Here is a 12,729-nt window from a genome sequence, read left to right on the forward strand (position 1 = left end):
ATGAGTAGGAAGTTCGATGTCGTGATCGGCAACCCTCCCTACCAGGAGGATTCAGTCGGCGAGTCGACACACAACATGCCCATCTATGACAAGTTCATGGATGCCGCCTACGAGGTCGGCACCAAGGCTGTGCTCATCACCCCCGCGCGCTTCCTGTTCAACGCCGGCTACACGAACAAGGACTGGAACGCCAAGATGCTCGCCGACCCGCACGTGTCGGTCCCGATCTACGTTCCAAACAGCGGCGAACTGTTTCCTGGCACCGACATCAAAGGCGGTGTCGTTGTCACCTACCGCGACGCATCCAAGGAGGGAGAGCCGATAGGAACGTTCACGAAATACCCTGAGCTGAACTCGATCCTCCACAGGGTCTCGGGACGCGGGGACGGCTCCTTGACGCAGTTGGAGATAACGAACGACCGTCAGTACCGATTCACAGACCTGATGCACTCCGAGAACCCGCAGGCACGCTCATTGATGTCGGAGGGCAACCCGTACAAGCCCGACGCGAGGACGTTCACGCGGCTGCCGTTCCTGTGGCACGCATCCAGGCCAGAGGACGGCCATCAGTACGCCCAAATTCTCGGTAGGTTTGGTACAGCACGGACGACCCGCTGGATTCGCCGGGCATACATCGACGGTCCCCAGTCATTCGACAAGTTCAAGGTTGCGGTGCCGAAAGCGAATGGCTCGGGCACCTTCGGCGAGACGCTCTCGCAACTCGTCGTGCTCGATCCCGGCGTTGGAGTCCAGGGCACGTTCATCACCATCGGAGCCTTCGACTCCCGCGACGCCGCAGAGGCTTGCGAGAAGTACATCAAGAGCAAGTTCGCTCGGACAATGCTCGGCGTCTCGAAGGTGACGCAGGATAACCCGGCACGCACCTGGAAGCACGTACCACTCCAGGACTTCACAGACAGCTCCGACATCGACTGGAACAAGTCGATCCCCGAGATCGACGCCCAGCTCTACGCCAAGTACGGGCTCGACGCCGAGGAGATTGCCTTCGTCGAAGCCAATGTCAAGCCGATGGAATGACCGCCGGAGAAGAGAGGTCTTGTTGTAGCAGTCAAGGCCGACTCTCCTAGTTCGGCGGTCGATCGTATTAGTCCGAGTGGAGGTGACCGATCTGTGAATCGGATAGGTAATCCCATCAGGCAGTCTTGGATGACCGCGCAGTCCGCGAGCTGAGCGGGCACTCGGTTCGCAAGGTCCGTAGGCTGGCGGTGTGCTTGAGCGACCAGACTCGGTGGGCATCCGGCTCTTGGGCTTCTTCGTGCGCGACAGCCAGGTTGCCGTGCCTGCGTTGATCTCGGTTTGCGACGGCCTAAGTGTCTTGTACGGCCTCAACGGGGCCGGGAAGTCCCGGACAATCGCGGAGATCCAGCGGTTCTGGAAGGGCCAACAAAGCCCCCTTGAGGCGTTGATCCAGCTCCCCGCAGACACGAACGGGTCTTCCAGGATGCCCGTGGAGGGCCTCGATGATTGGGATGAAGACTGGGAACGGGCGCGCGGAAGATGGGCTGATCGAGGCACAGAGGCGGCCCTGACGGCATGGGTTCGCTCCTGCTTTGACCCCGAGGAGTCGGAGTTCGCCGACCGTTACGTCTTGCCGGGCCGGTCGGCTGGCTTAGTCGGCGACTGGCTGCGATACAGACTCCTGCTCGTTGCAGCCGCTGGCGAGGCGGACCTCCCCCAGTGGGTGTCCGCGCCGGCGCTGGTGACAGGCCCGGAGTGCCCTTACGCGACGAGCGAGTTCGCACTGTATGAGGCCTACGAGAACTCCCACGATGACGAGGTCTACGCTCAGACGGGCATCATCTGCGTCTCGCCTGCTGGAAGGATCGGCGACGACCGAACGGTCGCATGTGCCGCTCTCGGTGGCATTGGAGTTCTCGACATGCCGGCGTACTACGCCGGGCATCATCGGCGTCTTCCTCGATTGACCCCAAGCCTTGCCACAGCGGTCGACGACATCAATGAGGCCACGCGGATACTACTCTCCTCCACGGTCGATGAGGATCTGGAAGTAGTCGGCAACGAAGTCGCCGCGAGCCCCGCGCTCACCGACGCCGTGCGTCAAGTGGAGGCTGTCGCAAACCTGCACTTCGCTCGAGCGCTGCAGGACGCGCCGACACTTCGACTGCACGTCTCGGTCGCCGGGCTGGACGAAACCGTGCAGTGGTTCGTCGACCATGATCACTACGTTGCGACACCCACTCGTGGCGGAACCGGCTTCGATCCGATCTATCGCACTAGGCGAATCGACGAACTGAGCACCGCTCAGCGGCGCTGGGCGGTTTGGGGTATTCAGCGCGCGCTCGATGCCGCAGATCCCCAGGGACCGGGGCAGCGCCTGCTGCTGCTCGATGAGCCCGAAGCTGCCCTGCATCGTTCTGCCGAGGCACAGATGGCCGAGTATGTGGCGACCCTGCCGTCCGATGGTGCCACCAACGTTCTGCTGGCAACCCACTCACCTGAATTGCTCAACGTCCCGACAGCCAATGTCTACGAGGTCGCGCGTACGTCAGGCACCCGGTCGGTGTCGGAACTGACGTCCGCTTCGCGGGAGCATCTCGAAGAACTTGGCTTGTTGCCCAGTGATCTGCTCAGGCGACAGCGGGGCTTGGTTCTGGTTGAGGGGCTGCACGACACCCTTGTGCTCGAGGCGCTCCTCGGTGCCGAGCTCGAGGCGCTGAGAGTCGAGACGCGGGCGTTGCGCGGGACCCATCACGTGTCGCCGGCAGCCCTCGGTGTGTTGTTCGACTACACGCCTGCGCACATCTTCGTAGTGTTCGACAACATTGCCACGGCCGAGTTGAACGACCTGATGAAGAAGGTCACAGTCCTGTCGGAGAGTGGCCTCGTGGACGAAGCCGTACGCCTGCTCAATCGCCCAACCTTCTTGGGCAGCCACGAATGGGACAAGTTGAGGGAGCTCATTCAGCGCTGCGTTGAAAGCGGAACCATTCGACGATTCACGGCCTTCGGACTCACTGCTAAGGACGTGCTCGACTACCTACCCGTCGACACCTTCGTCCCAGGTGCAGCGAGCTGGGCGGACCTTCGTTCTCAGCATGCCGACGCCCGTAAAGACCGTCCCGGGGCAACTGCAAGGGACTTCAAGGTGTGGCTGCGAGGCCGCCCCCACAACGCTGACCTGAGCTCCGAGCACATCCTGAAGGCGGCGAATAGCTTGGACGCGATCCCCGGTGACTTCCTGCAGTTATTCAAGACAGTTCAGGCGCGCGTCGGCTAGCCCGGCCTTGAGATGGAGCCTGGGCGGGCGGCAGACGAACCGTAAGGCAACCTTCGCATCCGGCGTAAACGCGGCGGTATGACGCACGTCAGTCTGGCACCGATGAGCACCCATCCGAAGGCGACGGCGACCGAGATGAACTCCGACCCTATGGACACTTCGAGAAGTAGTCGCGGTCGACGCCGGTCGGGCGCGCCTCCCCAGCCAGGAAAGACGGCGTCAGGTTGACTCAGAGTCGGGCTTCGCGCGCGCCGACGGTGCAGCGAGCCCGGCTCTCGACGTCCTACCGCCAGAGATGACGATTCACGCGCAGGCAGACGGACTGAGAGCGCCCGTACTTCAGGGTTCCTGTCTGTACGGTACGGCCATGAGTCCGGGAGACACCTGGTGGGGCGTTTTGCTCGACGGTCTGTTCGGTGGGGTCATCGGCGGCGCGGCGACGGGCGCAGCAGTGTGGGCGACGTTGCGGCACGAGAAACGGTCGGCGCGACTCCAGAGGTTGCACGCGTCAGCCGCGCGCCTGAGCGAGATGGCGACCGTCCTAAGTCAGGAGGTCGCTTCGGCCATCCCGGACGAGGTCGACCGTGGTGACCTCCGAAGCTGGGCGGCCCAGGTGCGACTGATCCAGGCCAGCTCCTTGGATCTTTGGGCCGGCATCTCTGACGACGAGCCCGACGCAGCGCAGTTGCTCGACGGGTTGCGCGCCCGCCTTGCGGCCTCAACGTTGGGCCGGCGCGGCGAATGGATCGAGCAACGCAACGCAGCGCTCGAAGCGCTCGGATCGCTCTCGTCCTTTGCCGTCGCGTGGATGACGGAGCCTGAGCAGTTCGTGGTGAAGAAGCGCCGACGCGTCACATTCCGCTGGCCGATAAGTCGTCAACTCGGTCCCTGACGGTCATCGGACTCCGGTCGGGCTCCCGTCCAGCGATACCGACGCAGAGGGATGCGGGCCCGCTACGTTCCGTGGCATGACGGAAAACTGGATCGGTGGCCACCTAGACGACGGCGCGTGGTGGTGGGCCGTCGCGCTTGATGGCATCGTTGGGGGTGTCATCGGTGGGTTGATGACGGCGTTCGCGGTGGCGTGGACGATCCGGCATGAGCGAAAGATGGCCCAGGCGGCTGCCCTTCGGGCAGCGGTTGCTCGGCTCTCGTCGGTGGTGTGGGTCCTCGGCCTAAAGCTCGCGAACGACTTCCACTCGCTCGGCGAGATGTACGACCGGGTAGCCGAGTTGTACGCGGCGGGACGCGAGGCGTCGTCCCTCGCGTCCACGGACTGGCCAGAGCTGCGGAAGAAGATCGACGACGCGCTCGACACCATTTCCGCGGTTCTGATGGCGAAGTCACCTGTCGATCGAGACGAACTCTCGGTAGCGCTGCTGATGCTGACGGACGTCGACCTTTGGCTCGGCGCGAGCCACCAAGGTCGTCGAGTCGCGCGCGCGGAGATCGCGAAGATCGGCACGACTCACGAGCGCGCACCTCGCAGCTAAGTCTATGAAGGTGCGCCTGAAGGCGGGGGAAGGATGCGCCTGGGCCGCGTACTTCTCTCCGGCAGCTGGGAGAGCGCAGTCGTGGGCATTGATGTGACCTCCGAACCCAATGTGTTGGCGTTCTTCGCGTCCAAGATTCAGCGCAGGCTCATGTGTACGGTCCCAACATGGGCACTGACTCCGCGGCCACGCAGCCTGGGCAATCCTCATCTTCGGCTCAACCGCTGGATGAGGAGGATCTCGCCCAAGCTCTTGCCCAGGTTCCTGTGGGAGAGCGGCTTGAGGATGCCTTCTCCGCGTACCTCTTGGCCTGTATTTCGCTGGGATTCGCGAAAACGGCTGCACCTCAGCTCCGCCAGCGCTCTGCTGAACTCGGTCATCACCCTCTGGCTTCGGCCTTGGATCACTTGGCCGTGAGCATCGCGCAGAAGGCGGTGCTCGACGCAGCGGCAACCTACGACCAGGCCGGCAAAGGCTCCAGCTCTCTCGCCAACGCACTCGACCTGATCACTGGTTGCCTCAAGGACCCCACGTTCGGCTCGGCGGCAGATCGGGAGGCGGCACGGCAGTTAGTCGCGGGTATTCGCAACTCAGTGATCACAATCAAGTCCCCCGAGATTTCAGCTATTCGATACTGGCGAAACAAGTGGGCAGGGCATCGATCGGTTGATCCTCAGGTCGATCCATGGGCATGGGAGCACCCCGTTGATTTCGCGGTCATCAAGAACGGGTTGGATCAGATGCGTGCCGCCTTTCGCGAGTTCGCTCTGCTTCTTACCCAGCTCCCGCAACTAGCGTCCCTGCAAGAGGACGCCCGACGGGTTGATGACCACACTGTCAGGGTAGGGATCAGCCTGGACGGGACCACATCGTGGCCAATTGATTCGGTCTTGGCTCTCGGCGAGTCCCAGGCTCAGGAGTTCCTAGATCGCACTCTGCCCTACTTGACTTCCGACAGCGGGAGGTCTTGACCAGCATGCCTAGGCGGCGGAAAGACGCATGCTCCTGTGGGATCCCGGACCGATAGCGGCACCATGGGGCCATGCCTGATCCGTATGGAATCCCAGACCAATTCTTTGGGCCGGTTCCCGGTCAGTTCTACGCGGTGATTGGGCGAGTGACGATGCTGGGGGCCCTCCTGGAGCAGCGACTACTTGAGTTGCTCTGGTCGGTCGACGAAGAACCCCAGGGGCTGCACGCTGGCAAGCCTGTCGCTCAACTGCTGACCTTGATTGAGAGAAGGCTGGCCAGCGCGCCAGATGGAATCGGAGCAGATGCCCGCGACCTCCTGGCGCGTGCCAAGTCGACTCTCGAGGACCGCAACGCAATCGTCCATAGTCTCTGGCCCGAGCCATCACTCCGAATCGCGTTCAGATGGCGACCTCGGACCTTGAAGCGTCGAGACGCGCCAGCAGAGTGGATGCAAGGCGAGTTCGTAACCAAAGGCGAGTTGCGCAGAGTCATCAATGATCTGGTGGCGGTGAATGACGAGGTAGGTGTCTTGTCGCAGCGATTCCATTCCAGACGGAGGCACCGATAACCGGTCCCGACCTCGTTCGCGAGCGGATCGTGAGGCATCGGACTCACGCGGCGAAAAGGCGCAGCCACATTGCCGTCGACCGTCTGTGCACGGTCGTTCCTCTCGCCTTCAAGGAGTATGTCAGTGGTCTCTTGCATGATCCGAAGCATGGATCTCTTCGACGGTGAGCCCTATCTCGGGCTGGTCCCGAGACATTGGGTACGGCCCTTCGGGTATGCGGCGCTGATTGCGATCGCGGTGTACTCGCCGGCCCGGCTGTGGCTGATCGGCCAAGCCGAACGCCACGTCGTCCACGAGGTTCAACCAATGATCGACAGGTTGGCGGAGCAGTCTGTGCCCTCCGAGCCTCACGCTCCATCTCCTGCGCCATCTCGGTCTATTCGTGACGCGAACCCCTAGCGCCAAGTCGCGGCGGTAAGACGCACCTTCGCCGTCATGCGAGAGACCAGTTGCGTTAGATGTCGATGAACGACTGTGACCAGGCGCCCGCCTTCGATTGGAGGTAGCCCGCGACCGACTGGGCCGCCAAGGCCGCACCAATCAGCATCTCGACCGGGAAGTGCTCACTCGGAGGCGGCTGGAGTTGATGCTCTTCGCGTAGGGCGCCGTCCTCGAATCGCCTGGGCATGGCGTGAACGACGGCGTTGCGGAAGTTGAGGATTGCGGACGTGCGCCGAAGGGTGGAGAGCAGGTCGTCTCGATCCTGGGCAGGAACCCTGCTCGCGGACTGTCGAAGCCTTACGACCAGTTGCGTCGCGCGAAGGCGGGCGGAGTCGGCGTAGCTCGGGGTTGCACCCAGTCGGTACGAGATGAACGCGAGCCACGCCTCAACCTCCTGTGTGGCGACGACGAGGCGCCCAACCGCGTCGTGATGGGCTTCTAAGCCGACGGCAGGGACAGGTGTGTCGATCCAGGCAGGCATTTGCACGCGGCCATCATGTCGTCCTGAGATCCAAAGGGAGGACGTTTGCGACCACAGACCCACGATCGACGGACGGCGTCTAACCGCGTGCCCGGGAAGTCCGCGCCACCGGACTCGTTCCCTACCCCATAAGCCAATGTCGAGACGCAGATGGTGGAGGCAGAGCGAACGAGTTTTGCAGTTCGACACCTTCGGTGGCCGGGGTTCTCGATACTGGCCTATCCGATCGCCATGATGTCGAGCGCTGCTCTTGGCCCAGCAGCACACACCGTGGCAACAGGTTTGACGAGGGGTGGATTGGCGTGGGGGCGCGATTCGGCAGGGTGCAAACGGAGGCAAGCCAGCTAGTCGAGATCGCGTCGACGGTCTACGGGCGACGATTGCACGACGAGGAGGTTGCCTCCTTAAGTAGCGGAAGGGCCCATTGGGCTCTGAGGTGTCTGCCAGTCGCCCTCTTGTGGGAGGCCGCGCGGGAGCTCGTGGTCCGTCACTCACGCTTCAGTGCCACGGAATGGTTGGAGATCGCCCTGGCGATTCCGAGTCGTGGGGAGGCCATGTTTCGCGAGTCAAAGCGCCAGGACTCGGAGAACGCTCAGGTCCTCCCCGGTTCGACCTATTTGGTGTGCACCGGCTGTGGGAATGTATTGTCAACTGGCACCGTCTGCGGATGCCCAGCCGTCGAGAACAGTGGAAGACCCGGTGCGTGACGGCCGGCTCCTCGCATTCAGAGTGAACAATGGCCCAGATGTGCCGACAAAAGGCAGCCCAACTGGCTGCTACAAGGTTTTCGTCAGTGTCGCTGTGGCCGCGGACGTCTCTTGTTTGGCCCGAATCCGCACCAGATTCGAAGTTCCTCGCCACGGCACGGACGCGGCGTTAAGACGCGCGTACTGGGTGATCACCACCGACCGCCGTCGGCGGTCCTCACTATGTTGAGGCTGTGGACCAGATCGACGTCGACTTCTGCTTCTACGACGATCCTGACTTCGTCAGCGACGCCGACCGAGACAGCCTTCGCTTGCGGACCTGGCATCAGCAGCTATGGAGCAAGTCGGTGTCCGGCGGAAGTCGGATCGTCTGGGCGTTGGAGCCTGGAACATCCTGCTTGGTCCACGACGGCGTGCGCGTCTCGAGCGACACCATTGCCACAACACACGCGAACTACCGGCGTCTCGGCGTTGCAGGACTCTGGGAGTCCCTAACAGAGGGAGAGCGGCGGGCGTATGACCGTGCGTTCTACACGATCGGCGGGTTCGTCATCTTCCCGACCCGGCCTCAGTCCTTGAACCAGCGCCGAGGTACCTCCCGCAACATCGCGGACAGGTTCGACCTCACACTCGAGTGCATTCGACAGCACTATCTCGGCCAGGACGGAAGCCCGCTGGCAGACGTGCTGAGGCAGGACGCACGCTACTTCGGACTTTTTGGATCCGGAGCAGATGGCTTCTCCGAGTTCGTCGAGTTCTTCCACCTGCAAGACCTCGTGTCTGGTGGGTCCGTACGTTGGCTCGACGGGTCGACCGAACGTCAATGGTCATTCGAGCGGCCGCCGTTGCCGCAGACGCTCGATGCCTATCGTCGCTACCTCGCCAACGTCGCATCATTCGTCGCGGCGAGGAACGACCGCATCCGCAACTGGTGCAACGCACGCAACCAAGTTGTGCCGGCCGAGTAACTGCCAGTCTTGTCGAGCGCCTACGCGGCGGTAAGACGCAGGTCCGCGAACACTCTTCGTATCGGAAGTTTCGGCGCTGGCGCCCGCCCTACGCCCGCTCGCATGCTGTTGGTGCCCGGCCTAGCGTCGGATTTGGGACACCATGGCCACCGGGCCACCTTGGCCCGCCGTACTACTCCTGACTGATCCGCTCGATGCCTACTCGCAACGTCGCGGTGAACCCGGTCCCGGCAACCTGAAACCTCCACCCGGTGTCCGATGCGGCAGCGCGCTGGACCGCAGGCGATGGGCCTCCGGATTCCGTCACCACGCCGTTGAAGTCTGTGCTGTCGGCGCCGGCGGCCCTGGTTCTGGCAACCGCCACCGATCGGTCTGCCCTCGGCCCCAACAGCTCCTCGTTCGTGTGGACGAACACCTGAATGGGACTTCCAGGGAAGGCCTGGACGTAGTACTGCTTGCGGAAGATGACGTTGTCGGAAAACCCAAAACCCCGGCTGTCGCGCTCGCCGACGTACAGGTCGAGACGGAACACCATGTCCGGGTGGCTGGGGTCCAGGACGTCACGCTCGTCGATCCAGCCATCCCAGATGAGGCGGTCGGGGCCGGCCCACCATGTGGTGTCGTCACCCGGATCTGATAACGGCTTGGTAAGCGCCTTTGCGAGGTCGTAGGGCCCGTCCGCGAGGTCAACTCGTCGGAAGGGGCCGTAGCAATTCTCTGCTTCGGCGCTTTGGTGAAACAGTTCGAAGTCCAAGCCTCTGGGCTTGATGGAGGCACCGAAGTAGAACTCAGACTTGCCGAACCAGTCCTTGCCGCGGCTGATCTCGGCCTCGTCGAGCCACAGCCTCACCCGATGTGTTCCGTTGAGGAAGCGCATGCTGATCTCGTAAGCCTCACGGGACGTGACCAGCGAATCGGGGCCTCCGTGGCACTTGTTCACGAAGGTCCTGGGCGCGCCAGGTAGCTGTGCTGCGGCCTGCTTGACCAAGCCATCACTCTTGTTGGTCGCCAGCGTGCCCTCGTCGAACAGCGACGAGAGACGGTTGGCCAAAGAGGAGACGCCGACGTTATACGTTCGGTAATTCGTGCCGACGACAGTGAGGATTCGCTCCATCGGAAACACGTTGGCTATGTCGTTGAACGCAACGCCGTCAGGGTCAAACGCCGCCAGCTCGTTCTTCGCCTTCCCCACCTTCGGGAGTGCCGAGACGAGCCAGCGCGGCAGAACCTGGAACGCGATACCGCGATGCGGCGTGCCAAGGGTCACGATCTTGTGGACAAGTCGTTCAGCCGACTTCTTCTCCGCGGCGTCCATCTGGTGCAGGGCATCGCGGACGACCAGTCCGCCCATGCTGTGCGCAACGACATCGACTCCTTGGAACGGAAGCTTGTGCACGCCGGCCGCCGCCTCAATGAGGTATATCAAGCGTGCAAGGCCACGTCCGTAGTTGGCCAGGCTGCGCGGGTCGAGGTCGTAGTAGCGATAGACCCAGATGGTCCCGGCCAGGCCGTTCGCCAGCACGATCTTCGCGGTGCTCGGGTCGATGACCACGGTGTCGCCGCCGACATCACCCCCGGCGAAGCCGCCAAGGTCGATATCCGCACTCGGAGCGTCGATAGGCTTGCTGTAGTAACCGACGACGTTCGTGGCGTCGGTGTACTGGTAGCGGGGTGACTTCAGCGCACGCAGGACGAACCCCTCGTAGATGAAGTTCTGCCCTCGCCGACCTGGATACACGGTGCCTTCGTTGAATCCTTGGTATGCGTTGCGTCGTTCATCATCGACATCGACGCCACCGAATCCGCGGACCAGGATCAATGGGCGGGGAATGACCGTGCCGGTATCAGCGTCATCTCCGCCTGAGTTGATTTCGGCTGTTGCGCTCACGCTGCCTCCCGAGGAAGTTGCCTAGCTCACTTCATCGGGCTCGCGGCGTTTGGGTCCATAGCCTCATCGCACTAGCCCATGTGTCCCGGACCTGCGGCAGTGTTGCGGAACAGGACTGACCGCACGTCCCCCTCGACTCCGTCGTCGAGATACGCCTTTCCGAATGGAGTCCCGTCCGCCCTGGCCTGGGAGTCGCGGCGGTGGACCGACCGGGCACCAGCGCGCCTTCCCACATGCTTCGCTTGGGATCCGAGGGTAGGTCCAAGAATTGGCGTGGCAGATGGCCCGATCGGAGCATGGCGATCAAGAAGGTCCGCTGTCACTGTGAAGGTCAGATGCATGTGCCGCGGTTACCGTGAGCAGACGATTCAAGTTCGGAGTCTCGGTGCGATGCGTTGCCACCCGGCAAGTGACGCGTGAGCCTCACGAAGGAGTCGTCTCATGAAGCTGTCCCTCGACCACGGGGTCCGGCTGGGCGTGGGTGTCGACACCGTCTTGCAATTGGCCAAGGGAGAGGCGATTGAGTATGCGGGGGTCACCGACGCCGAGGGCGGGCAAACAGTCACCGCTGAGTTTCGAGTCATCACCACCCAACAAGAGCTGAGTGAATCGCTCGATCTGTCCGTGTCGGCCTCGGTCCGATACGGACTGGCGAACGTGGACGGCCGCATGGACTTCGCGGAGAAGAACGCCATCAACGAGTCTTCGGTCTACATGATGCTTTCCGCGCACGCGTCCAATCCGCCGCGCTACATGCAGAAGCCCAAATTGAGGGGCGCCGCGGAAGTGATGTACCGCAATAATCCGGAGGAGTTTCGTCAGTCGTTCGGTGATTGTTTCGTCGACGAGGTGTACACCGGCGGATCACTCGCGATCCTCTTCATGTTCCACACGCGAGACGAATCATCCTCGCGGACGGTGTCGGCGGAGTTGAACGGTGCCGTCGGGGGCCTCATCGCCGGAGGGGAGATCTCGGGGTCCTTCACATCCGTCGTCCAGTCGGCCCAGTCCAAGTCCGACCTACGAATTTCGGCCTTCATCTCCGGTGGCCGAGGCGTCGTGATTCCCGCGAACCCGGAAGAAGCGATTAGTCTCTTCAAGTCCTTTCCGGCCGCGGTGCTGAACGCGGGTGTGCCGCACCAGGTGACGGCCAAACCTTGGCGTGAGTTTCCCCTCCCACCGGCTCCCACCGACGCAGAGATGATGGTGCGCCGCCACACCATCGAGACGTGCGGTCAGAACGTCCTCAAGGCCATCCAGGCCAAGACCCGTCTGCAGTACATCCTCGACAACCCTCAGCAGTTCGTGAACCCGGACCTGCTGGCGCTGACCACGATGCGCCAGCAGCTTCACGGCACGATGACGAAGTGGGCGCAAGCGGCACACGCCTGCAACCAAGACATCAAGCAGTGCACACTCGAAGGTCTTGAGTTCCCCGTTATCAACTGGCCCGACAGAGTTGAGTCGCTCGACCCGCTGGGCGACAAGATCGCGCAAGTCGAACTGCATGACTCCCGAGCACGAGCGTGGCTGCGCGCCCTCTTCGGCCTGCCGCTAGACATGGAGTACGACCGTGACGAGGGCCGAGAAGGCAGCCGCTGGCGCTTCGCGAACGACGGCGATGGTAAGCAGATAGGTGGCGTCTTCTACACGCCGGAGACTGGCGCGCATGTCGTGTACGGCGGCATCTTTCGCAAGTACGCCGAACTCGGCGGCTGCACGGGCAAACTCGGGTTCCCAATCACGGACGAGGAGAACTTCGATCCGTCACGGTGGCCTGGGCACGACCTCGACCGCTGCCAGCGCTTCGAGCACGGTTTCGTTTGGTGGGACGCGCAGACCCAGGTTGTGAGCGACGGCGTACCCCTAGACGCCCTGACCGGGATGCGCGAGAGCGCTACGGGCCGGCTCGGCCGCGTGCGGTTGCCGGGCCAATGAGCTCGATCGGCCGC

The 12,729-nt window shown here is 62.8% G+C and carries 9 protein-coding genes; 7 read left to right on the forward strand and 2 right to left on the reverse strand.

The features are described 5' to 3' along the window. The 5 genes from EKO23_RS01855 (at nt 1) to EKO23_RS01875 (ending at nt 5,723) form a co-directional block, all read left to right on the forward strand. Nucleotides 1-1,038: an Eco57I restriction-modification methylase domain-containing protein gene (locus EKO23_RS01855; RefSeq protein WP_134713498.1), complete on the forward strand. Its 1,038-nt coding sequence runs from the start codon at nt 1-3 to the stop codon at nt 1,036-1,038. A gap of 211 nt (nt 1,039-1,249) precedes the next feature. Further along, a complete protein-coding gene (locus EKO23_RS01860) occupies nt 1,250-3,259 on the forward strand; it encodes an ATP-dependent nuclease (protein WP_134713500.1) in 2,010 nt (669 codons plus the stop codon). Between the two features lie 367 nt (nt 3,260-3,626). Next, a complete protein-coding gene (locus tag EKO23_RS01865; protein WP_134713502.1) occupies nt 3,627-4,151 on the forward strand; it encodes a hypothetical protein in 525 nt (174 codons plus the stop codon). 76 nt (nt 4,152-4,227) lie between these two features. Continuing rightward, nucleotides 4,228-4,752: a hypothetical protein gene (locus tag EKO23_RS01870; RefSeq protein ID WP_134713504.1), complete on the forward strand. Its 525-nt coding sequence runs from the start codon at nt 4,228-4,230 to the stop codon at nt 4,750-4,752. A gap of 167 nt (nt 4,753-4,919) precedes the next feature. Continuing rightward, a complete protein-coding gene (locus EKO23_RS01875; RefSeq protein ID WP_134713505.1) occupies nt 4,920-5,723 on the forward strand; it encodes a hypothetical protein in 804 nt (267 codons plus the stop codon). A 1,023-nt stretch (nt 5,724-6,746) separates the two neighbouring features. Here EKO23_RS01875 and EKO23_RS01880 read toward each other — a convergent pair. After that, nucleotides 6,747-7,220, reverse strand: coding sequence for a hypothetical protein (locus tag EKO23_RS01880; protein WP_134713507.1), 474 nt, complete (start codon nt 7,218-7,220; stop codon nt 6,747-6,749). 934 nt (nt 7,221-8,154) lie between these two features. On the opposite strand from EKO23_RS01880, the gene EKO23_RS01885 reads away from it, so the two are divergent. Continuing rightward, nucleotides 8,155-8,889: a DUF6994 family protein gene (locus EKO23_RS01885; protein WP_134713509.1), complete on the forward strand. Its 735-nt coding sequence runs from the start codon at nt 8,155-8,157 to the stop codon at nt 8,887-8,889. 172 nt (nt 8,890-9,061) lie between these two features. Here EKO23_RS01885 and EKO23_RS01890 read toward each other — a convergent pair whose 3' ends face one another. Continuing rightward, on the reverse strand, nt 9,062-10,777 hold the full coding sequence (locus EKO23_RS01890) for an esterase/lipase family protein (RefSeq protein WP_134713511.1): 1,716 nt from the start codon (nt 10,775-10,777) through the stop codon (nt 9,062-9,064). A 441-nt stretch (nt 10,778-11,218) separates the two neighbouring features. Between EKO23_RS01890 and EKO23_RS01895 the strand changes: the two genes are divergently transcribed. Then, nucleotides 11,219-12,715 carry an LGFP repeat-containing protein gene (locus tag EKO23_RS01895; protein WP_134713513.1) on the forward strand — a complete coding sequence of 499 codons (1,497 nt, stop codon included), beginning with the start codon at nt 11,219-11,221 and terminating at the stop codon, nt 12,713-12,715. The last annotated feature ends 14 nt before the right edge of the window (nt 12,716-12,729 follow it).

Source organism: Nocardioides guangzhouensis, from assembly GCF_004519545.1.
Classification (GTDB): Bacteria; Actinomycetota; Actinomycetes; order Propionibacteriales; family Nocardioidaceae; genus Nocardioides; species Nocardioides guangzhouensis.

What these genes read in the sequence shown, in the direction of transcription:
- EKO23_RS01870 (WP_134713504.1), top strand. Translation starts at nt 4,228, where the DNA reads ATGACGGAAAACTGGATCGGTGGCCACCTAGACGACGGCGCGTGGTGG.
- EKO23_RS01855 (WP_134713498.1), top strand. Translation starts at nt 1, where the DNA reads ATGAGTAGGAAGTTCGATGTCGTGATCGGCAACCCTCCCTACCAGGAG.
- EKO23_RS01895 (WP_134713513.1), top strand. Translation starts at nt 11,219, where the DNA reads ATGAAGCTGTCCCTCGACCACGGGGTCCGGCTGGGCGTGGGTGTCGAC.
- EKO23_RS01865 (WP_134713502.1), top strand. Translation starts at nt 3,627, where the DNA reads ATGAGTCCGGGAGACACCTGGTGGGGCGTTTTGCTCGACGGTCTGTTC.
- EKO23_RS01875 (WP_134713505.1), top strand. Translation starts at nt 4,920, where the DNA reads ATGGGCACTGACTCCGCGGCCACGCAGCCTGGGCAATCCTCATCTTCG.